General features: G+C 71.5%; 19 protein-coding genes and 1 riboswitch. Of the genes, 13 read left to right on the top strand and 6 right to left on the bottom strand.

The annotated features are described in order from the left end of the window. Positions 1-3: 3 nt before the first annotated feature. Positions 4-972 carry a 4-hydroxy-3-methylbut-2-enyl diphosphate reductase gene (gene ispH / locus GGQ63_RS05440; RefSeq protein WP_183853347.1) on the bottom strand — a complete coding sequence of 323 codons (969 nt, stop codon included), beginning with the start codon at positions 970-972 and terminating at the stop codon, positions 4-6. 255 nt (positions 973-1,227) lie between these two features. Here ispH and GGQ63_RS05435 point away from each other — a divergent pair, with 255 nt between their 5' ends. Continuing rightward, the gene (locus GGQ63_RS05435; protein WP_183853345.1) at positions 1,228-1,992 is read left to right on the top strand and encodes a hypothetical protein; all 765 of its coding nucleotides are present in this window, start codon (positions 1,228-1,230) and stop codon (positions 1,990-1,992) included. 40 nt (positions 1,993-2,032) lie between these two features. Here the strand turns inward: GGQ63_RS05435 and GGQ63_RS05430 are convergent, their stop codons facing one another. From GGQ63_RS05430 to thrC, 4 genes are all read right to left on the bottom strand, one after another. Next, the gene (locus GGQ63_RS05430; RefSeq protein ID WP_183853342.1) at positions 2,033-4,927 is read right to left on the bottom strand and encodes an EAL domain-containing protein; all 2,895 of its coding nucleotides are present in this window, start codon (positions 4,925-4,927) and stop codon (positions 2,033-2,035) included. Between the two features lie 121 nt (positions 4,928-5,048). Further along, positions 5,049-5,633: a GNAT family N-acetyltransferase gene (locus GGQ63_RS05425; protein WP_183853340.1), complete on the bottom strand. Its 585-nt coding sequence runs from the start codon at positions 5,631-5,633 to the stop codon at positions 5,049-5,051. Between the two features lie 9 nt (positions 5,634-5,642). Beyond that, positions 5,643-6,920 (bottom strand): M16 family metallopeptidase, encoded by a 1,278-nt coding sequence (locus GGQ63_RS05420; protein WP_183853338.1) that lies wholly within the window; start codon positions 6,918-6,920, stop codon positions 5,643-5,645. A gap of 3 nt (positions 6,921-6,923) precedes the next feature. Beyond that, complete coding sequence (gene thrC, locus GGQ63_RS05415; protein ID WP_183853336.1) at positions 6,924-8,330, bottom strand: threonine synthase; 1,407 nt, start codon at positions 8,328-8,330, stop codon at positions 6,924-6,926. A gap of 187 nt (positions 8,331-8,517) precedes the next feature. Here thrC and GGQ63_RS05410 point away from each other — a divergent pair, with 187 nt between their 5' ends. From GGQ63_RS05410 to gcvPB, 6 genes are all read left to right on the top strand, one after another. After that, positions 8,518-9,144, top strand: a complete 627-nt coding sequence (locus GGQ63_RS05410; RefSeq protein WP_183853334.1) for a hypothetical protein — start codon at positions 8,518-8,520, stop codon at positions 9,142-9,144. 126 nt (positions 9,145-9,270) lie between these two features. Next, positions 9,271-10,725 carry a neutral/alkaline non-lysosomal ceramidase N-terminal domain-containing protein gene (locus GGQ63_RS05405; RefSeq protein ID WP_183853332.1) on the top strand — a complete coding sequence of 485 codons (1,455 nt, stop codon included), beginning with the start codon at positions 9,271-9,273 and terminating at the stop codon, positions 10,723-10,725. A 188-nt stretch (positions 10,726-10,913) separates the two neighbouring features. After that, positions 10,914-11,017: riboswitch (glycine riboswitch) on the top strand. Positions 11,018-11,072: 55 nt separating this feature from the next. Beyond that, on the top strand, positions 11,073-12,221 hold the full coding sequence (gcvT, locus tag GGQ63_RS05400) for a glycine cleavage system aminomethyltransferase GcvT (RefSeq protein ID WP_183853330.1): 1,149 nt from the start codon (positions 11,073-11,075) through the stop codon (positions 12,219-12,221). A gap of 18 nt (positions 12,222-12,239) precedes the next feature. Continuing rightward, positions 12,240-12,611 carry a glycine cleavage system protein GcvH gene (gcvH, locus tag GGQ63_RS05395; protein WP_183853328.1) on the top strand — a complete coding sequence of 124 codons (372 nt, stop codon included), beginning with the start codon at positions 12,240-12,242 and terminating at the stop codon, positions 12,609-12,611. 115 nt (positions 12,612-12,726) lie between these two features. Then, positions 12,727-14,067 carry an aminomethyl-transferring glycine dehydrogenase subunit GcvPA gene (gcvPA, locus tag GGQ63_RS05390; RefSeq protein ID WP_183853326.1) on the top strand — a complete coding sequence of 447 codons (1,341 nt, stop codon included), beginning with the start codon at positions 12,727-12,729 and terminating at the stop codon, positions 14,065-14,067. After that, positions 14,067-15,638 carry an aminomethyl-transferring glycine dehydrogenase subunit GcvPB gene (gcvPB, locus tag GGQ63_RS05385; protein ID WP_183853324.1) on the top strand — a complete coding sequence of 524 codons (1,572 nt, stop codon included), beginning with the start codon at positions 14,067-14,069 and terminating at the stop codon, positions 15,636-15,638. The genes gcvPA and gcvPB overlap by 1 nt, the downstream gene beginning before the upstream one ends. 249 nt (positions 15,639-15,887) lie before the next feature. On the opposite strand, the gene GGQ63_RS05380 is transcribed toward gcvPB, so the two are convergent. Next, positions 15,888-16,484 (bottom strand): HupE/UreJ family protein, encoded by a 597-nt coding sequence (locus GGQ63_RS05380; RefSeq protein ID WP_183853322.1) that lies wholly within the window; start codon positions 16,482-16,484, stop codon positions 15,888-15,890. 43 nt (positions 16,485-16,527) lie between these two features. Between GGQ63_RS05380 and GGQ63_RS05375 the strand changes: the two genes are divergently transcribed. The 6 genes from GGQ63_RS05375 to GGQ63_RS05350 all read left to right on the top strand — a co-directional run bounded on the left by GGQ63_RS05375 (position 16,528) and on the right by GGQ63_RS05350 (position 21,017). After that, positions 16,528-16,950 carry a winged helix-turn-helix domain-containing protein gene (locus tag GGQ63_RS05375; protein WP_246429629.1) on the top strand — a complete coding sequence of 141 codons (423 nt, stop codon included), beginning with the start codon at positions 16,528-16,530 and terminating at the stop codon, positions 16,948-16,950. A gap of 81 nt (positions 16,951-17,031) precedes the next feature. Then, positions 17,032-17,853 (top strand): pyrroline-5-carboxylate reductase, encoded by an 822-nt coding sequence (gene proC, locus GGQ63_RS05370; RefSeq protein ID WP_183853320.1) that lies wholly within the window; start codon positions 17,032-17,034, stop codon positions 17,851-17,853. Positions 17,854-18,157: 304 nt separating this feature from the next. Next, entirely contained in the window at positions 18,158-18,829 is a 672-nt protein-coding gene (locus GGQ63_RS05365) for a TetR family transcriptional regulator (RefSeq protein ID WP_183853318.1), read from the top strand. Between the two features lie 54 nt (positions 18,830-18,883). After that, positions 18,884-19,240, top strand: coding sequence for a tRNA-binding protein (locus GGQ63_RS05360; protein ID WP_183853316.1), 357 nt, complete (start codon positions 18,884-18,886; stop codon positions 19,238-19,240). Between the two features lie 137 nt (positions 19,241-19,377). Beyond that, complete coding sequence (locus tag GGQ63_RS05355; protein ID WP_183853314.1) at positions 19,378-20,220, top strand: VOC family protein; 843 nt, start codon at positions 19,378-19,380, stop codon at positions 20,218-20,220. 140 nt (positions 20,221-20,360) lie between these two features. Then, positions 20,361-21,017, top strand: coding sequence for an outer membrane protein (locus GGQ63_RS05350; protein WP_183853312.1), 657 nt, complete (start codon positions 20,361-20,363; stop codon positions 21,015-21,017). Positions 21,018-21,247: the final 230 nt, after the last annotated feature.

Genomic DNA, 21,247 nt, shown 5'->3' with positions numbered 1-21,247 from the left:
GGATCAGGCGGCGGCGGGCGGGAGCCTGAGCTCGCGCGGCAGGTTGAAGGCGATGGTCTCCTCGGCGTTGCGCACCACTTCGACCGAGACGGTGTAGCGCTCGGCGAAGGCGGCGATCACCTCCTCGACGAGCACCTCCGGCGCCGAGGCGCCGGCGGTGATGCCGACCCGGCGCAGCGACCCGAGCGCTGCCCAGTCGATCTCGGCGGCGCGCTGGATGAGCACAGCGCGGGTGCAGCCCTCGCGCTCGGCGACCTCGCGGAGCCGCTGCGAGTTCGATGAATTGGGCGCGCCGACCACGACCATCGCGTCGACCGCGGGGGCGATCCGCTTCACCGCCTCCTGCCGGTTGGTGGTGGCGTAGCAGATGTCTTCCTTGTGCGGCCCGACGATCGCGGGGAAGCGGGCCTTGAGCACGGCGACGATCGCGGCGGTGTCGTCGAGCGACAGCGTGGTCTGGGTGATGAAGGCGAGATTGGCGGGATCGCGCGGGGCGAAGCGCGTCGCGTCGTCGACGGTCTCGACCAGGGCGACGGTGCCTTCGGGCAACTGGCCCATCGTGCCGATCACTTCCGGATGGCCGGCATGGCCGATCAGGACGATCTCGCGGCCGCGCCGATGATGCAGCACCGCCTCCTTGTGGACCTTCGAGACGAGCGGGCAGGTGGCGTCGAGAAAGAACATGCCGCGCGTCTCGGCGTTCGCCGGCACGGATTTCGGCACGCCGTGCGCCGAGAAGATCACCGGCCGGCCGGTATCGGGGATCTCGTCGAGCTCCTCGACGAAGACCGCGCCCTTCGCCTTCAGCCCCTCGACGACGAACCGGTTGTGGACGATCTCGTGCCGGACATAGACCGGCGGGCCATAGCGCTCGAGCGCCAGCTCGACGATCTGGATCGCCCGGTCGACGCCGGCGCAGAAGCCGCGCGGCGCCGCGAGCAGGATATCGAGCGGGGGGAGCGGGCTCGTCATGACACCTCTGTCGCTTCGCCGGCAATAGAGGAGCGGCACGCCGCCCTGTCAAGGCGGGGCGGCCGATCGACGCCGCCGCCGGTGCCGCGGCGCGCTGCGCACGCTCACCCGCCGGAGCGGAGGGGGGCGGCCCGTGCCCCCAAGTCCCGCCTCGACCGCGGCTCGATCTCCAAGCACGACCAACGTAGATGAATTCGGCATAGCTAAAAATCGGAATCCGCTCTATCAACATTCCGGGGGCTGAAGCGGAGCTGTATGATCGTCACCAGCTTTCACGGGATGAGCCGCTCGGGAAACCATGTCATCATCCACTGGACGGGGTATTCGAGACAAGGTCTCTACTTGAACGATATGTTGCGGCGACGGCGCTACGCACTGGAGCGGGGCGCCGACCTGCCGCCGGCGCGGTTCACGCCGAGTGTCCTGCAGGCGTTGTCACGCCGCTCGCTGCGCAAACTGTTTCTCGATCTGCCGCGCCTTGCGAGGGGGCGCATCGTGGTCAGCCTCGAGGACTGGCCGCTCGACCGGCCGGTCTTCGCGACCCGGCCGCGGCGACAGCACGAGATCCTGATCCTGCGGGATGCGCCGTGCCTTCTCGCGAGCCGCGTGCGGGCCAGGATGTGGGACGCAGGCGGCTCCGCCGCCCGCAGCCCCTCCGAGGCGGTGGCGCAGTGGGCGGCGCGGTGGAAGCAGCACGCGCGGGAGTTTCTCGGCGAGACCCGGCATCTGCCCGGCCATTGCGGCATTCTTTATGATCGTTGGATCGCCGATCCCGCCTATCGCGCCGCGCTCGCCGAGCGCCTCGGTATCGTGCCCGACGAGGCGGCCCTTTCGATCGTACCGCCGCAGGGCGGCGGCAGCTCGTTCGAGGGGATGGCGCCGCTCGGCGCGGACGCCGTGACGCGCCGGCTGTCCCGCTTCGACATGCTGTCGGAGGAGGAAAAGGCGCTGTGCGCGCCGGTACTCGCCGATCCCGAGATCGCCGCGCTGCGGACGAGGCTGTTTCACCGGGCGCCTTGACATCGAACCGCGGCGCCGGCGCGGCTGCGAAGCCGCGCCCTCAGGCGATCAGCGCCTCTTCTTCCTCGGCGAAGAGGAGGCGGGCGGCTTCCGCCGCCGGCATGGCGTGGCCGAACAGGAAGCCCTGCGCGAATTCGCAGGAGAGATCGTAGAGGTCGAGCGCGTCGTCCTCCGTCTCGGCGCCCTCGGCGATGACCTCCATCTGGAGTTCGTGGGCGAGCGCGATCATCGCCTTCAGGATCACCCGCTTCTCGCGGGCGGCCGGGCCGCGGACGAAGCTCTGGTCGATCTTCAGCGTGTCGAAGGGGAAGCGCTGCAGATAGGAGAGCGAGGAATAGCCGGTGCCGAAATCGTCGAGCGACAGGCCGGCGCCGAGCTCGCGGATGCGGCCGAGCACCTGGGCGGCATATTCCGGGTTCTCCATCACGAGGCTCTCGGTCAGCTCGAGTTTCAGCGAGCCGTGCTGGACCGGCGAGCGGGTGAGCACCGATTTGACGTCGTTGATCAGGTCGTGGCGCAGGAGCTGGCGGCTCGACACGTTGACGGAGACGAAGAGCGGCACGTCGCGGCCGAGCTGCTCCTGCCAGTCGGCGAGCTGGCGGGCGGCGCGGTCGAGCACATAGAGGCCGAGCGGGATGATCAGGCCGCTGCGTTCGGCGAGCGGGATGAAGTCCGCCGGCGGCAGGCGGCCGTGCTTGGGGTGGTCCCAGCGCACCAACGCCTCGAAGCCGGCCACCGTGCGATCCTCGAGCCGGACCACCGGCTGGTAGAACACCTTGATCTCGTCGCGGCCGAGCGCCCGCCGCAGGTCGCTTTCGAGGGTGAGGGAATCGGCGCCGTGCTGGCGGAGCGCCGGGCGGAACGCCTCGATCCGGTCGCCGCCGTTCCGCTTGGCGTAATACATGCCGATCTCGGCGTCCTTCACCATCTCCTCGGCTTCGATCGGCTTCGCCGCATCGAGCATGGCGATGCCGATCGATGCGGTGAGGAAGATCTCGCGCTCGCCGAAGGTGATCGGCGCGCGCAGCGTGCGACGGACCGAATCGGCGAAGGCGGCGATCCGGTCCGGCTCGGATTCGGAGAGCAGCAGGAAGGCGAACTGGTCGCCCGACAGGCGGGCGAGCGTGTCCTGCGGCTTCAGGAGGCGGGCGAGGCGGCGGGCGATCATCAACAGGATCGAATCGCCGACCGACAGGCCGAAGGCGTCGTTCACCTGCTTGAAGCGGTCGATGTCGAGCACGAAGACCGAGGGCTGCGCCGCGCCTTCCGCCTTGGTGCGGGTCATCGCCGCCGAGAGCCGGTCCATGAAGAGTTCGCGATTCGGCAGACCGGTCAGATTGTCGTGCACCGCGTCGTGCAGCAGCCGCTCCTCGGCGGTGCGCTGCTCGGTGACGTCCGACAGCGTGCCGACGACGCGCTGCACCTCGCCATCGGCGCCGAGCACCGGCCGGGCGCGGAGCTGGAACCAGCGGTAATGGCCGTCCTCGCCGCGCAGGCGGAATTCCTGGGCGATGCGGCCGCGCTTCTGTTCGATCACCGCGTCGAGGGTGGCGCGGAACCGGTCGCGGTCGGTCGGGTGCAGCACATCGAGCCAGTCGCGCGCGGCGCCCTCGAGCGTGCCGCGCTTCAGGCCGAGCAGGTCCTCGGCGTCGGCGCCGGTATGGATCCGGTCGCGCGGGACGTCCCAGTCCCAGATGATGTCGCCGGCGCCGGTCAAGGCGAGGGCGCGCCGCTCCGTCTCGCCGATCGCGGTCTGCACCACGGTGCCGCCGGCGAAGGCGTGCTGCAGCACGGTGAAGCCGATCAGGAGAACGATCAGAACGAGGCCGCCGTTCAGCGCCGGCTGGATGACGTCGTTCTCGATGCCGCCGCTCACCGTCAGCGCGGCGCCGACGATCCACACCATCAGGAGCAGCCAGGTCGGGATCAGCATGATCGCCCGGTCGTAATGGTGGAGGGCGAGGTAGACGATGACGACGAAGCCGGCGATGCCGATGCCGGCGAAAGAGAGGCGGGCGACGCCCGAGGCGATCGCCGGTTCGAAGATCGAAACGCCGATCAGGATGACGAGGCCGACCAGCCAGGCGATGGTGGCGTGGCTGTAGCGGACGTGCCAGCGGTTGAGGTTGAGATAGGTGTAGGTGAAGATCAAGAGGGTCGCCGAGAGCAGCACCTCGGCGCCGGCGCGCCACATCTGGTCGTCGCCGGGCGAGACGCTGATCACCTTGTCCCAGAAGCCGAAATCGATGCAGAGATAGATCAGCACGGACCAGGCGAGCGCCGCGGTCGCGGGGAACATCGCGGTGCCCTTGACCACGAAGACGATGGTCAGGAAGAGCGCCAGAAGCCCGGAAATGCCGAGCACGATGCCGTGGTAGAGCGTGTAGGAGTTGACCGCGTCCTTGTAGCTGTCGGGATGCCACAGATAGAGCTGCGGCAGCACGGGGGTGCGCAGTTCCGCGACGAAGGTGACGATCGCGCCGGGATCGAGCGTGATGCGGAAGACGTCGGCATCCTGGCTCGGCTGCCGCTCGGGCGCGAAGCCCTGGCTCGGCGTGATCGAGGCGATGCGCGAGGCGCCGAGATCGGGGAAGATCAGTCCGGAGCCGGCGAGCCGGAAATGCGGCGCGACGAGCAGGCGGTCGATCTGCTCGTCGCCGGTGTTCGTCAGCGCGAAGAACACCCAGAACGAGGTGCCGCCGGGCTGGTTCGAGCGCACCTCGATGCGCCGTACGATGCCGTCGGCGGCCGGCGCGGTCGACACCTGGACGCGGTCTGAGGGGGTGCGCGAGGCGAACTCGATGACGTCGGTGAGATCGAGCGTCTTGTCGTCGAGGGGGACCGGCACTGCATCGAGCGCCTGCGCCGCGGCGCAGAAGGCGACCGTGGCGATCAGGAAGGTCCACAACGCTGCGAGCAGGCGGCGAAACGACAAGAACGGCCTCCAAAGCTGCAGAGGAGTATTATCCCTTCCTCCGGCGGCACAAGCCCTTTCGGCCCGGCCGGCGGCGGACGTCGAGACCGCCCGGGGGAAGGCGGCATTGGCGGCGGCGGCGTCAGCGCCGCGGATCGTCGGAAACGATCGCGTAGAGCAGATGATCCTGCCAGCGACCGTCGATGCAGAGATACCGCCGCGCGTAGCCCTCACGGGTGAATCCGGTTTTTTCGAGGAGCGCGATCGACGCGGCATTGTGCGGCAGGCAGGCCGCCTCGACGCGATGCAGACGCAGCGTGTCGAAGGCGAAGGGCAGCACGGCGCGGACGGCGGCGCTCATCAGGCCGCGGCGGGCGAAGCGGGCGCCGACCCAATAGCCGAGCGAGCAGGATTGCGTCACGCCGCGCACCACATGGGAAAGCGTCAGCCCGCCGACGAGCACCATTTCGGGCGCCGAGAAAACGAGAAAGGGAAAGCCGGTGCCGTCGCGAATCTCGCGCTGGTAGCGCCTCAACCGGCGGCGGAAGGCACTCCGCGTCAGGTCGTCGCTCGCCCAGACGGGTTCCCAGGGGGTGAGGAAGGCGCGGCTCTCGGCCCGCAGAACGGACCACGCGGCATGATCGGCCATGGCCGGATAGCGCAGGACGACGCGATTCTCGCCGAGCACCGGCGTCGAATACGGGACGACCGTGCGCAGGAAGGCCACGCGCCGCTCCTAGGAGGCCGGGGCGGTGCTGCCGAGGCGCTCGGCGATGCGCTCCTGCTCGGTCAGGCGCTCGATCGGCCCGATGGCGGCGAGGGTCGGCGGCGCGCCGGAGAGCAGGCGGCGGGCGAGATCGCGGATGCGCGGCACGCTGACGGCGTCGATGCGCTCGACCAGTTCCTCGACCGGGATCGGCCGGTCGAACAGCAGCATCTGGCGGGCGAGCTGGCCGGCGCGGGCGGCCGGGCTCTCGAGGCTCATCAGCAGGCTCGCCCGCATCTGGGCGCGGGCGCGGGCGACCTCCGCCTCCGTCAGGTCGTCGCTCGCCCGCTCGAGCTCGCCGACGAGCACCGGCATCAGCGCGTCGACGTCCTCGGCGCCGGTCGCGGCGTGCACGCCGAGCAGGCCGGTGTCGTTGAAGCTCCAGTGGAAGGCATAGATCGAATAGCAGAGGCCGCGCTTCTCGCGCACCTCCTGGAAGAGGCGCGAGGACATGCCGCCGCCGAGCACCGAGGCGAGGATCTGCGCGGCGTGGAAATCCTCGGAACTGTAGGGCACGCCCTCGAAGCCGAGCAGGATCTGGGCTTCCATCAGCTTGCGCCGCTCGCGCCGGTCGCCGCCGCGATAGCGCGCCGGCTGGGCGCTCGGGCCGGGCGAGGCGTCGAGCCCGCCGAAAACGTCGCCCGCCAGATCGACGAGGGCGGCGTGATCGACGGCGCCGGCCGAGGCGAGCACCATTTGCGGGCCGCGATAATGGCGGCCGAGATAGGAATCGAGATCGCCGCGCGCGGTGCGGCGGACCGTCTCCTCGGTGCCGAGAATGGTGCGGCCGATCGGCTGGTCGGGGAAGGCGGCCTCGACGAAGAGGTCGAACACGCGGTCCTCGGGCGTGTCGAGCGAGGCGCCGATCTCCTGCACGATGACGTGCTGCTCGCGCGCCAGCTCCTCGGGGTCGAACACCGAATTGGTCAGGATGTCGGAGAGGATGTCGACGGCGAGCGGGGCGTCGTCCTTGAGGATGCGGGCGTAATAGGAGGTCGTCTCGACGCTCGTCGCGGCGTTCACCTCGCCGCCGACCGCCTCGATCTCCTCGGCGATGTCGGTCGCCGAGCGGCGCGCCGTGCCCTTGAAGGCCATGTGCTCGAGGAGATGCGAGATGCCGTGTTCGTCCGGCGCCTCGAGGCGCGAGCCGGCGCCGACCCAGACGCCGAGCGCGGCGCTCTGGAGATGGTCCATCGGATGGGTCACGACCGTCAGGCCCGAGGGAAGGCGGGTCACCTCCACCGTCATGCTCTAGACTCCCTCAAGCCGCGCCCGGGCGTTGTCCTCGACGAAGCGCGCCACGGCGGCCGCATCGTTGGCGAGCACCGCGAAGCGCTCCTCCCCGCTCATCAGCGTCGCGAGGCGCGCGGGCAGGGCCGGCTCGATGCCGGTCGCGGCGCGCACGGCGGCCGGGAACTTCGCGGGATGGGCGGTTGCGAGCGTCACCATCGGTACAGCCGGATCGGCGGACCGGGACGCGACGGCGAGGGCGACCGCGGTGTGCGGATCGGCGAGATAGCCGGCCGCATCGAGGAGGCCGCGCATCGTCGCCGCGGTCTCCGTCTCGTCCGCCCGGCCGGCGGCGAAATCGGCCCGCATCGCCGCGAGCGCCGCCGCGGGCACGCCGAAGGCGCCGGACTGCGACAGGCTCGCCATGGCGCCGCGGACGGCATCGGCGTCGCGGCCCGAGGCCTCGAACAGGAGCCGCTCGAAATTCGACGACACCTGGATGTCCATCGAGGGCGAGGAGGTCGGCACGACGCCCGCCGTCTCGTAGCGGCCGGTCGCGAGGGTGCGGGCGAGGATGTCGTTGGCGTTGGTGGCGATCACCAGCCGGTCGATCGGCAGGCCCATGCGCTTCGCCACCCAGCCGGCGAAGATGTCGCCGAAATTGCCGGTCGGCACGGTGAAGGAGACCGGCCGGTGCGGCGCGCCGAGCGCCACGGCGGCGGTGAAATAGTAGACCACCTGCGCGACGATGCGCGCCCAGTTGATCGAGTTGACGCCCGACAGCGCGACCCGGTCGCGGAAGCCGTGATCGTTGAAGAGCGCCTTCACGATCGCCTGGCAGTCGTCGAACGTGCCCTCGACGGCCACCGCATGGACATTCGCCTCGGTCGCCGTCGTCATCTGGCGCTGCTGCACCGGCGAGACGCGGCCCTTCGGGAAAAGGATGACGATGTCGGTCGCGGCGCGGCCGCGGAAGGCCTCGATCGCCGCACCGCCGGTGTCGCCGGAGGTGGCGCCGACAATGGTGGCGCGCCGGCCGCGGGCGGTCAGCACATGGTCCATCAGCCGGCCGAGCAATTGCATCGCCACGTCCTTGAAGGCGAGCGTCGGGCCGTGGAAGAGCTCGAGGATGAAGGCGTTCGGGGCGGTCTGGACGATCGGCGCGACGGCCGGATGGCCGAAGGCGCCATAGGCCTCGGCGCACATCGCGGCGAGCGCCGCATCGGCGATCTCGCCGCCCGCGAAGGGCCGGATCAGCCGGAACGCCGCCTCGGCATAGGGAAGGCCGGCGAGCGCCGCGATCTCATCGGGCGACAAGCGCGGATAGGCCTCGGGAACATAGAGACCGCCATCCCTGGCGAGACCCGCCAGAAGGACGTCGGAAAAGCCGAGCGCCGGGGCGAGCCCGCGCGTGCTCACATATTTCACAGACGAAACGCCTCCACCGATGCGGGCCGCGATCGGACGGGCCGCATCGGGCCGCACCCTAGCCCAGCGCCGCGTCCCCCGGCAAGTTGTCGCATTTACCGGCTTTCGCCGCCTTCCTTCCGCCGCGGTCGCCTTTATGCTCGCCCGCTGCTATAGAGGGCGCCGCTCGGCGTCGAGGGGAGTGGTCATGAGAGAGGCGATTGGTCGCGCGCGGGCGGCGCGGGGAGCGGCTTTGGCCGGTGCGGCGCTGATTCTGGCCGCCTGTTCGAGCACGGGCTCCGGGCCCGGCTCGGGCGAAGGCTTCGCCGGCCGCATCTTCGGCGCCCCGGCGACCCAGGAGGCGCGCAAGGCCGAGGTCGTCACCGACGACCGCTTCGCCGCCACGCCGAAATGTCCCCGCATCGAGATCCGCCCCGGCACCGAGGCGCTCGTCGTCCGGGCGAAGCCGACCCGCGAGCAGACCGAAACGGGCGTCGAGCCGCCGGTGCGCTGGCAGGCGGCGATTACCAATACGGCGCGCGAATGCCGGCTGCAGGACGGCGCGACGGTGGTGAAGCTCGGCATTGCCGGCCGCGTCATCGCGGGGCAGGCCGGCGGCGCCGGCAAGGTGACGCTGCCGATCCGCGTCGCGCTGATCCAGGACGGCGAGACCGTGCTCTCCTCGCAGCTCTACAAGCTCGACGTGACGCTCGCGGAGCCCGATTTCGCGGCCGATTTCTCGAAGATCGAGGACGGCATCGTCGTGCCTCAGGGTCCGCCCGGCGCCGGCTACAAATTCTATATCGGCTTCGACGAGTCGGGCGCGAAGCGCTAGCCGGTCGACCTTCGGGCGGCCAAGAGAAGACCCTCACCCTGCCCTCTCACGCGGGGCGGGAGAGGGTTTCCGCCCTCATCCTGTCCCGTCCGGCGGCGGGGGAGGGCTCTTTGCGGAGAGGTCCGGATGAGCGCAGATCGGCCGCCGCGGCGGCGCCTGAAACGGCTGGGTCGGGTCCTGCTGGTGCTCGCCGGGCTCACGGCGATCGGCGCATTGACCGCGCTGAAGCCGCTCGACGAGACGCCCTATTTCGACGGTCCCTTCTATGAGGCGGCGCTGTCGCGCGTCGCGGCGGTCGCCCATCCCGCGATCGCGGAAGGGCCGGTCTCGGCCGGTTTCGGCGAGGCGACGCTCACCCCGACGCTCGACGGCACGGCGGACGATCCGGCCGCCGGCCGTTTCGTCGGGCTGCGGCTCGCCGGCTATTCGAAGCACATCGGCAAGGGGATCGACGGCGTCGCCGATCCGGTCTCGGTTCATGCCGTCGCCTTCGCGGTCGGCGGCCGGCGGGTCGTCGTGCTCGGCATGGACATGCTGATGGTGCCGCCCGAAGTGGCGCTGCGGCTGCGGCGCGACGTGCTGCCCTCGCTCGGGCTCTCGGGCGACGACATCTATCTCGCCGGAACCCACACCCACACCGCGCCGGGCGGCTGGTATCGCGGCCTCGCCGGCTATCTGATCGGCGGCACCTACCGTCCCGGCCTCGTCGACTGGATGACGGCCCAGGCGGCGCAAGCGATCCGCGCCGCGCTCGCCGACCTCAAGCCGGCGACGCTCGCGAGCGCCACGGTCGACCTGCCGGAGATGACCTGGAACCGCAACCGGCAGGAGCCCGCTCCGGTCGACGGGGGCCTGTTCGCGCTCGCGGTCCGGCAGACCGGCGGGCGGACCGCGGTGATCGGCTCCTATGGCGCGCATCCGACGACGCGCGGCGCCGGCGATCTGCGGATCAGCGGCGACTATCCCGGCGTCTGGGAACGGCAGATGAAGGCCGCGGGCTATGACGTCGCCCTCTTCATGGCCGGCGCGGTCGGCGGCCAGTCGGCGAATCGCGAGGACGCGACCCGCGGCAAGCCCGAGGCGATCGGCACGCGCCTCGCGGAGGAGACGGTGAAGGCGCTCGTCCGGGCGACGCCGCTCGAGCGCGTGCCGCTCGCCACCGCGACGGTCGGCCTGCCCCTGCCGCCGCCGCAATACCGCATCTCCGCCGAGATCGTGGTGCGGCCCTGGCTGCTCACGCGGGTGATCGGCCTGCCGCAGGAGGCGCGCATCGACGCGCTCCGGATCGGCGACGCGCTCCTCGTCGGGGCGCCCTGCGACTATAGCGGCGAACTCGCCGCGCCGTTCCGCCGCGCCCTCGCCGGCGCGGGGCTCGACGCCGTGGTGACGAGCTTCAACGGCGGCTATGTCGGCTATGTCCAGCCCTCGAGCCAAGCCTATCTCGACTCCTATGAGCGCGACATGGAGTTCTACGGCACCGGCCTCGGCGACTACATGGCCGAGATGATCGGCCTCATGACGAAGGGACTCGCCGCGCCGCACGGCGTCGCGCACGCCGCCCCCGTCGCCGCGGCGGAATGACCCTCCGGCCCGATTGACTCGGCCGCCGCCGCCTCTAGATTGCTGCCAGCCGGGCGATCGTCGCCGTCCGGCCGAATCGGCGGCGCGCCGCCGGTTCCGACGACCGCCGGGAGAGGCGATGGGCGAAGGCCCGACGCCGCCGAAGGAGCAACCGCCCCGGAAACTCTCAGGCCACCGGACCGGACGGTCGGCGACGCTCTGGAAAGCAGCGGCCCGCAAGGGCGGCTCACCGAAGGAGTAACCGCGGGTCGCCGCGGGAAATCTCTCAGGTTCTCGGGACAGAGGGGGCGCGGAGCGGACCGGAAGGGCCGTGCCGTGCGCTTGGCCCTTTTCCCGAGGCGGACCTGATGGCGGACGAAACGCCCACCGGCGAACTGCACGAGACCCCGCTCGCGGCGCTCCATCGCGCGCTCGGCGCCCGCATGGTGCCCTTCGCGGGCTATGCGATGCCGGTGCAATATCCGACCGGCATCCTCGCCGAACATCTCTGGACGCGCGAGAAGGCCGGCCTGTTCGACGTCTCGCACATGGGGCAGGCGGTGCTGACCGGCCCCGATCACGGAGCGACGGCCGCGGCGCTCGAGGCGCTGACGCCCGGCGATTTCCGCGGCCTCGCGCCCGGCCGGGTCCGCTACACCGTTCTGACGACGCCCGAGGGCGGCATCATCGACGACCTGATGGTGACCCGCTCGCCCGACCCGCAGGACGAGGGCGCGCTGATGCTCGTCGTCAATGCGGCGCGCAAGGCGATCGACTACGCCCACATCGCCGCCAATCTGCCCGAGGGGATCCTGCTCGACCCGCGCGACGACCGGGCGCTGCTCGCCCTGCAGGGGCCGGCCGCCGCCGCCGTGATGGCCCGGCACGCTCCCGAGGCGGTGGCGATGGGCTTCATGACGGCGCGGGCCGCCCTCTTCGACGGCATTGCCTGCCATCTGAGCCGCTCCGGCTATACGGGCGAGGACGGCTGGGAGATCTCGGTCGCCGCCGACCGGGCCGAGGATCTCGCCCGGGCGCTGCTCGCCGAGCCGGAGGTGGCGCCGATCGGCCTCGGCGCGCGCGATTCGCTGCGGCTCGAGGCCGGGCTCTGCCTCTATGGCCACGACATCGACGAGGCGACCTCGCCGGTCGAGGCCGACATCGCCTTCGCGATCGCGAGGCGGCGGCGCGAGGAGGGCGGCTTTCCCGGCGCCGGCCGGATCATCGGCGAACTCGCCGCCGGTGCGGCGCGCCGCCGCGTCGGCATCCGGCCCGAGGGCCGCGCCCCGGCGCGCGAGGGCACCGAGATCCGCGACCCCGCCGGCCGCACGCTCGGCCTCGTCACCTCGGGCGGCTTCGGCCCGACCGCCGGCGGCCCCGTCGCCATGGGCTATGTGCCCGCCGGGCACGCCGCGCCCGGAACCCCGCTCGTCCTCGTCGTGCGCGGCAAGGAACTTGCTGCCCGGGTCGAGACGCTCCCCTTCGTTCCCCACCGCTATCACCGCAAGCCGGCCTGAGCCGTCCAGAGGACCCCGATGAGCAAGCGCTACACCAAGGACCACGAATGGATCGAGATCGCCGGCGACGAGGCGGTCTTCGGCATCTCCCATTACGCCCAGGAACAGCTCGGTGACGTCGTCTTCGTCGAACTGCCCGAGGTCGGCAAGACGCTCGAGAAGGGCGGCGAGGCGGCGGTCGTCGAATCGGTGAAGGCGGCGAGCGAGGTCTATGCGCCCGTCTCCGGCACGGTGACCGCCGTCAACGAGGCGCTCGTCGACAATCCCGGCAAGGTCAACGAGGCGCCGGAAGGCGAGGGCTGGTTCGCGAAGATCGCGCTCTCCGACCCCTCGGAGCTCGACGGGCTGATGGACGAGGCGGCCTACAAGGCCTTCGTCGAGACGCTCTAGCCCACGCAGCCGTCATGCCCGGGTCTCGTCCGGGCTCCCTCGCATTTCTGCCCGCCCCACCGAAGACGTGGATGGCCGGGTCGAGCCCGGCCCTGACGGGCGTTGGAGACAGGTGATGCGCTATCTCCCCCATTCCGAGGCCGACCGGCAGGCGATGCTGCGGGCGATCGGCGTCGGCGCGATCGACGACCTCTTCCTCGACATCCCCGAGCCGCTGCGGGTCGGCGCGCTCGACCTGCCGAGGCGGGCGGGCGAGCTCTCCGTCGAGCGGACCATCGGCCGGATGGCGGCGAAGAACGTCGCCGCCGGCTCTGTGCCCTTCTTCGTCGGCGCCGGCGCCTATCGCCACCATGTCCCGGCGAGCGTCGACCACCTGATCCAGCGCTCGGAGTTTCTGACGAGCTACACGCCCTACCAGCCGGAAATCACGCAGGGCACGCTGCAGGTTCTGTTCGAGTTCCAGACCCAGGTCGCCCATCTGACCGGCATGGAGGTGGCGAACGCCTCGATGTATGACGGCTCGACGGCGACGGCCGAAGCCGTGCTGATGGCGCACCGCGTCACCCGGCGGAAGAAGGCGGTGCTGTCGGGCGGGCTGCATCCGCATTACCGCGCGGTCGTCGAGGGCCTGTCGAAGCTCGCCTCCGACACGGTGGCGGCGCTGCCGCCCGACCCCGCCGGCACGGAGGACATCCTCGCCGCGATCGACGCCGAGACCTCCTGCGTCGTCGTGCAGAGCCCGTCGGTCTACGGCCAGCTGATCGACCTCGCGCCGATCGCGCAGAAGGCGCATGCGGTCGGGGCGCTGCTCGTCGCCGTCTTCACCGAGGTGGTGTCGCTCGGCCTCGTCGAGCCGCCGGGCGCGCAAGGGGCGGACATCGTCGTCGGCGAGGGCCAGGGCCTCGGCAATGCGCTTTCGTTCGGAGGGCCTTATGTCGGGCTCTTCGCGACGCGGGCGAAATATGTCCGGCAGATGCCGGGCCGGCTGTGCGGCGAGACCGTCGACGCCGACGGCCGGCGCGGCTTCGTGCTCACCCTCTCGACCCGCGAGCAGCACATCCGGCGCGACAAGGCGACCTCGAATATCTGTACGAATTCAGGGCTTTGCGCGCTCGCCTTCTCGATTCACACGACGCTCCTCGGCGAAACGGGCCTCGCCCGGCTCGCCCGCATCAATCACATGAACGCGGTCGCGCTCGCGGAATCACTTTCCGAGCTTGCCGGCGTAAGTGTCCTCAACGACTCGTTCTTCAACGAATTCACGCTGCGCGTGCCGGGCGACGCCGCTTCGGTCGTCGAGGCGCTCGCCGAACGGGGCGTGCTCGGCGGGGTTCCGGTCTCCCGCCTCGAGCCCGGCCGGCCGGAGCTCGCCGACCTGATCCTCGTCGCGTCGACCGAGATCAACACGGACGAAGACCGCGCGGCCTATGCGGCGGCGCTGGCGGAGGTGCTCTGATGACGATGAACAGCGTCGGCCGCCCGACCGCGCCGGAGACGGCCGCTGCCGCCCCGATCGGGACCTTCACCGGCAATCGCGGCCTCGCGGTCGAGGAGCCGCTGCTCTTCGAGATCGGCCGGCACGACGTGACGGGCGTCGATCTCGACGAGCCCGGCCGCTTCGCGCCGCGCCTCGGTGCGCACATGCGCCGCGCCCCGATCGACCTGCCCGGGCTGTCCGAGCCGGAGGCGGTGCGCCATTACGTGCGGCTGAGCCAGAAGAACTATGCGATCGACAGCGGGCTCTATCCGCTCGGCTCCTGCACGATGAAGCACAATCCGCGGCTGAACGAGAAGATGGCGCGGCTTCCCGGCATCGCCGACATCCATCCGCTGCAGCCGCTCTCGACCGTTTCGGGCGCGGTCGAGCTGATGGCCGAGCTCGGCCGCTGGCTGCTCGAGATGACCGGCATGCGGGCGGTCGCCCTGTCGCCCAAGGCCGGCGCGCATGGCGAGCTCTGCGGCATGATGGCGATCAAGGCGGCGGTCGAGGCGCGCGGCGAGGCGCGGCCGATCGTGCTGGTGCCGGAATCGGCGCACGGCACCAATCCGGCGACGGCGGCGCTGCTCGGCTTCCGCGTCGTGCCGGTGCCGGCGCGCGCCGACGGCACGGTCGACCCCGAGGCGGTCCGCAAGCTGCTCTCGCCGCAGGTGGCGGCGATCATGCTGACCAACCCCAACACCTGCGGCCTGTTCGAGCGCGACGTCGTCGAGATCGCCCGGGCGGTGCACGAGGCGGGGGCGTATTTCTATTGCGACGGGGCCAATTTCAACGCCATCGTCGGCAAGGCGAAAGTCGGCGAGCTCGGCGTCGACGCCATGCACATCAACCTCCACAAGACGTTCTCGACGCCGCATGGCGGCGGCGGACCGGGCGCCGGGCCGGTGGTGCTGTCGCACCGGCTCGCCGCCTTCGCGCCGCTTCCCTTCGTCAGGATGGAGGCGGAGGGGCCGCGGCTCGTCGAAAGCGAGGCGGAGCTCGCCGAGGGCGAGACGCCGTTCGGCCGCATGGTCGCCTTCCACGGCCAGATGGGCATGTATGTGCGGGCGCTCGCCTATATGCTGTCGCACGGGGCGGACGGGCTGAAGCAGGCCTCGGAGGACGCCGTCCTCAACGCCAATTATGTCCGGGCGGGGCTGCGCGACCTGTTCAGCCAGCCCTTCGGCGACCGGCCCTGCATGCACGAGGTGCTGTTCGACGATTCCTTCCTCGACGGCACCGGGGTGACGACGCTCGATTTCGCGAAGGCGATGATCGACGAGGGCTATCACCCGATGACGATGTATTTCCCGCTCGTCGTGCACGGGGCGATGCTGATCGAGCCGACCGAATCGGAATCGAAGGCCTCGCTCGACCTCTTCGTCGCGACGCTGCGCGATCTCGCCATGCGGGCGCGGGCCGGCGAGACGGACCGCTTCAAGGCGGCGCCGCGCTACGCGCCGCGCCGCCGCCTCGACGAGACCCGCGCCGCCCGCACTCCGAAGCTGAAATGGGAGCCGCCGGCGCCCTTCGAACAGGCGGCGGAGTAGGGAAGGGCCCTCACCCCGGCCCTCTCCCCACTCGGCTCGGCTGTTGAGGAGCCGAGCGCGGCAAAGGCGAAGTCGGCAACAGCCGACTTCGCCCGCGGGAGAGGGATGCGGCGTCGGTTGCGTGGAAATTGCGGCCGAGGATGGGCCGAATCGGCGAACGGAAACGGATGAGCGCCGCTTGGCGTCCCCTCTCCCGCTCGCGGGAGAGGGCAGGGTGAGGGTCTTCCTCGGCTGTCGAACGCCTTCTCTTCAGCCGGCGATCAGGCCGAGGCCGGCGACCGCGATCGCCGCACCGCCGAGACGCAGCGCCGCGGGGCCGGCTCGCTCCGCCAGCCGGCCGGCGGCGAGGCCGAGGGCAAGGCCGGCCGTGTGCAGCAGACCCGTCGCGACCATGAAGCCCAATCCATAGGCAAGCCCTGATGCATCGGCGGGCATTTCCGTGCCGTGCGCATGGCCGTGGAAGACCGCGAAGACGGCGGCGAGCGCCATCGCGGCGGGGAGCGGCAGCGCGCGGCCGAAAGCCACCACGGCGCCGAGCACCAGCACCGAGCCGGCGATGCCGATCTCGACGAAGGGCAGCGGCACGCCGGCGACGCCGAGCGCGCCGCCCGCCGCCATCGCCGCCACGAAGGCGGCGGGCAGCATCCACAGCGCGCGGCCGCCGATCTGCACCGCGAGCAGGCCGACCGCGACCATGGCGAGCGTGTGGTCGAGCCCGCCGAGCGGATGCGCGAAGCCATGAGCGAAGCCGTGCGCGCCGCCGATGCCGGGATGGGCGAAGGCCGGCAGGCTGGAGCCGGCGAAGGCGGCGAGCGCGAGGAGGGCGCGCGAGAGGCGGCGGTTCATTCTCGATCTTCTCCCATGGACGTGGCGCGGCGAGGTCAGCAAGATGCGTTCCAGACGTTCGCCGCGCGCGACGGCGAAGGCAAGACGGCGGGACCCCGGCACGATGCGCTTCTCCAACCAGACCGAAGGCCTGCGCTTCCGGGTCGTGCTGAAGCCCGGTTTCGCGCTCGGGCCGGGCAAGGCCGATCTGATGGCCGCGGTCGCGCAGACCGGCTCGCTCGCCGCCGCCGGCGAGCGGCTCGAGATGAGCGCCAAGCGCGTCTGGACGCTGGTGCGCGAGATGAACGCCGCCTTCCGCGAACCGCTGATCGAGACCTCGAAGGGCGGCGCCGGCGGCGGCGGCACGGCGCGGCTGACCCCGCTCGGCGCCGAGGTGCTCGCCCGCTACCGGACGATGGAGCGCGACGCCGCGGCGGCGATCGCGAGCGGCGTCGCGGACCTGCGCGGTTTTCTCGCCCCGGATTGACATCGCCCGCCGCCCGGCGCGGCGCCGCTTGACCGCCGCGGCAGCCGGCTTATGAGGGCGCAACGCACCGAGGAGCCGAAAATGCCGTTCGCCGAACTCTCCGCCGCCACGCCGCTCGTCCTGATCGGGGCGGGCAAGATGGGCGGCGCACTGCTCGCCGGCTGGCTCGACCGCGGCATCGATCCCGCGGCGCTGCGCATCGTCGATCCCGCGCCGCCCGACGAGACGCGCGCCCGCGCCGCGGCCGCGGGCGTGGCGATCGAGGCGGTGCCGCCGCAAGGGCTGACGGCGCGGGTGCTGCTGATCGCCGTCAAGCCGCAGATGATGGGCGCGGCGCTGCCGGCGGTCGCCGCGCTGGTCGGGCCGGGAACGGTGACGCTGTCGATCGCCGCCGGGACGACGGTCGCGACCCTCGAGGCCGCGCTCGGCGGGGCGGTGGTGCGCTCGATGCCGAACACGCCGGCGCAGGTCGGCCGCGGCGTCACCGTCGCCGTCGGCAATGGCGCGGTGCGCGCTGCGGACCGGGCGATCGTGACGGCGCTCCTCGAGGCGGTCGGCGCGGTCGAATGGGTCGAGGACGAGGCGTTGATCGACGCGGTGACCGCGGTGTCGGGCTCCGGTCCGGCCTATGTCTTCCTGCTCGCCGAGGCGCTCGCCGCGGCGGGCGAGAAGGCCGGCCTGCCGGCGCCGCTCGCAGCAAAGCTCGCCCGGCTGACGGTCGAGGGCGCCGGCGAACTGCTCCACCGCTCGCCGCTGCCGCCCGATACGCTGCGGCGCAACGTCACCTCGCCGAACGGCACGACGGCGGCGGCGCTCGCCGTGCTGATGGCGGAGGACGGAATGCAAGCCCTCCTCGACGCCGCCGTCGCGGCGGCCAAGCGCCGCTCGGAAGAACTCGCCTGAGGGCCGGGAGCGGCGGCCCGCGAAAGGTCGGCCGATCCCGACACCCGGTGCGCCTCTCGCCCGGCGGCACGATTATGGACCCCGGCACGGAGGCCGGGGTGACGGGTGTGCGGGGGGTGGTGACCGCCCTCGCAGCGTCCGATCGCCCGGCGGCACGATTATGGACCCCGGCACAGAGGCCGGGGTGACGGGTGTGCGGGGGTGGTGACCGCCCTGGCGCGGTCTTCCTCCTCGGCCGGCCTCTTTAATGTCGGGGTTCCGCACCTATTCTCATCGGGGGCATCTTCCGCGAAAGGATGGAGCGATGGACGAGGTGAGGACGCAGATCGTCGATGCGCTGCTCGCGCTGCTCGCCGAACGGAGCTTCGAGACGATCGGGCTCGATGCGATCGCGGCAAAGGCCGGCGTGACGCTCGGCGCGGTGCGGGCGCAATACGACGGCAAGCTCGCCATCCTCGCCGATTTCGTCCGCCGCACCGACCGCACGGTGCTCGATGCCGAGGGCGGTGCGGTGGAGGGCGATACGGCGCGCGAGCGGCTGTTCGAACTCGTCATGCGGCGGCTCGACACGATCGAGCCGCACAAGGCGGCGCTCGCCTCGCTCGAACGGTCGGCGCGGCGTCAGCCGGCGCTGGCGCTCTGTCTCAACGATCTCGCGCGCACCTCGGCGCGCTTCACCCTCGCCGCCGCCGGCATCCCGGCCGAGGGCCTGCGCGGCGCCGCCCGCGTCCAGGGCCTCGTCCTCCTCGGCCTGCGTGTCCTCGCGGTGTGGAAGGACGACACCGATCCGGATCTCTCGAAGACCATGTCGGCCCTCGATCACGAACTCGACCGCGCCGAGGCGATCGAGCGCCGGCTCGACCGCGTCGTCGGCGGCGCCTGCCGGATCGCCCGCCGCTTCGAGCGCCGGCGCGCGCACCCCGCGCCGGAGCCGCGGCCCGCGCCGGAGGAGGCGGCGGAGGCCTCGGTCGGTTGAGCGGCGCCGTCCCGGCGTGCTAGCAGGGCCGGGACGAAAACACGGGAGCGGGCGATGGACGGGGCGGGCGAAACGGCGCGGATCGGCTTCGACGATTTCCTGAAGGTCGACATCCGCGCCGGCACGATCGTCGAGGCCGAGCCGTTCCCGCAGGCGCGAAAGCCCGCCTACCGGCTGGTGATCGATTTCGGACCCGAGCTCGGCCGGAAGAAATCCTCCGCTCAGATCACCAAATACTATCGGCCGGAGGATCTCGTCGGCCGGCAGGTGCTCGCCGTCGTCAACTTCCCGCCGCGCCAGATCGGCCCCTTCATGTCGGAGGTGCTGACGCTCGGCCTGCCGGACGCGGAGGGCGCGGTGGTGCTCGCCGCGACGGAGCGCCGGGTGCCCGACGGCGGCCGGCTGTTTTGAAGGCCGCAGGGCGGCGTTTCACAGCACACACCGTTCACGGAAAAGCGGCTGCGCGGCGGCCCGCCTCGGGCGCATATTCGGGCGAACAGCGTCCGATCGCGCCGGAGGCCCGGCGCCGCGCTTCGAGGAGCCGTCCGATGTCCGCCCCCCTTTCCGATGCGCCCGCCCGTGCGGCCGAGGCGCTGCCCTTCGCGCTCACGCGGCCGGTCCGCATCGCCGAGGTGGCGCTCGCCGCCCGCGATCCGCAGACCGTCGCCGCCTGGTATCGCCAGGTGCTCGGCCTCGAGCCGACGGGCACGGCCCCCGAGGGCGGCATCGCGCTCGGCGCGGGCGGCGTGCCGTTTCTCATCCTCCGCCGCGCGGCAGCGGACGCGGCGGGCGACGACCGGCGCGCCGCCGGCCTCTTCCACACCGCCTTCCTGCTGCCGAGCCGCCGCGATCTCGCTCGCTGGGTGCGCCGCGCCGCCGCGGACTCCATCAAGATCGACGGGCTCGCCGACCATCTCGTCAGCGAGGCCTTCTATCTGACCGACCCGGAGGGCAATGGCGTCGAGATCTATGCCGACCGCGACCCGGCCGAATGGCCGCGCGAGGGCGGACGGCTGAAGATGGCGAACGCGCCGATCGACTTCGAGGCGCTCGAGCGCAGCCGTGGCGACGCCGAACCCTATGGCGCCGCACCGGCGCTGACCCGGATCGGCCATGTCCATCTGCGCGTCGGCGACGCGGCCGTCGCGGAGGCCTGGTGGCGGAGCGAGGTCGGGCTCGACACGGTGACGAGCTGGCCGGGCGCCGCCTTCCTCGCCTCGGGCGGCTATCACCACCACATCGCCGCCAACACCTGGTCGAGCCGCGGCGCGGGTCCGCGCGATCCGGCGCGCACCGGCCTCGCCTATGTCCGTCTCGACGGCCCGGCGATCGCCAGCGAGCGCGAACTGCGCGATCCCTGGGGCACAACGGTGCGGCTCACGCCGGCCTGATGCCGGCGTCGCGGGCGGCGGTGTGGTACCGCCGTCACGCAACCGGGGAAAGACCCGGCCCTGTAGAAAATGCGGATGAAGGGAATCTGCGGTTGCGTTAGTGTCCTCGCCGGACAGTAAAGGCGTAGGGGATGTTGACGATGCGGACTTCGCTTCTTCTCGCGGGCGTTGCGCTCGCCGGTTTCGTTTCGGTGGCGCAGGCCGCGGACCTCACCGGTTACGAGCCGGCGCCGGCGCCCGTGCTCGCCCCGGCCGCTCCGGCCTTCGACTGGAGTGGCCTCTATATCGGCGTGCATGGCGGCTATGCCTGGTCCGACATCGACTATGACAGCCTGACCTCCGGGAGTTTCGATGCCGATGGCCTCTTCGGCGGCGTGCAGGCGGGTTACAATTTCCAGAACGGCCCGTTCGTCATCGGTGCCGAGTTCGACTTCTCGCTCTCCGATGTGAGCGGCGACACCTTCGACGGCGGGACGATCAGCACCTCGTCCGACTGGGGCGCGACGGCCCGGCTGCGCGCCGGCTACGCCTTCGACCGCTTCCTCGTCTATGGCACCGGCGGTCTCGCCGTTTCGGATGCCAGCGCCTCGGTGGAGGGCGTCGGCAGCGACGACAAGACGCTGGTCGGCTGGGCGCTCGGCGCCGGTGTCGAAGCCTTCGTGACGCAGAAGGTGTCGCTGAAGGTCGAGTATCTGCACCTCGATTACGGCAGCGAGACCTTCGATTTTGGCCCGTTCGAGAGCGACAACGACGTTTCGGCCGACATCGTGCGGGCCGGCCTCAACTTCCACTTCTGAGCCTTTCGGCGGCTGCGCCGCGGGGGACGGGCCGCCGGCGTCGCGCCGGCGGCCTTTTTCGTGGGCGGAGTCGGCCTGCCCGCGTCTCCTGGGTGGGGCTCTCGTTCCAAGGTGGGGCTCTCGGCCGCACGCCGCGGACCGGCGCGCCGCCGGCTTGACGGGCAGGCGACCGGCCGGGGCTTCTCCGGCCGTCGCGGTGCGGGCGCCGCCGTCCTCCGCGGCGGGCGCGT

Origin of the sequence: Prosthecomicrobium pneumaticum (assembly GCF_014199915.1) — a bacterium.
Lineage (GTDB): Bacteria > Pseudomonadota > Alphaproteobacteria > Rhizobiales > Kaistiaceae > Prosthecomicrobium > Prosthecomicrobium pneumaticum.
The sequence above is the reverse complement of the archived record's forward strand: the minus strand, read 5'-3'. Positions and strand labels throughout refer to the sequence as shown.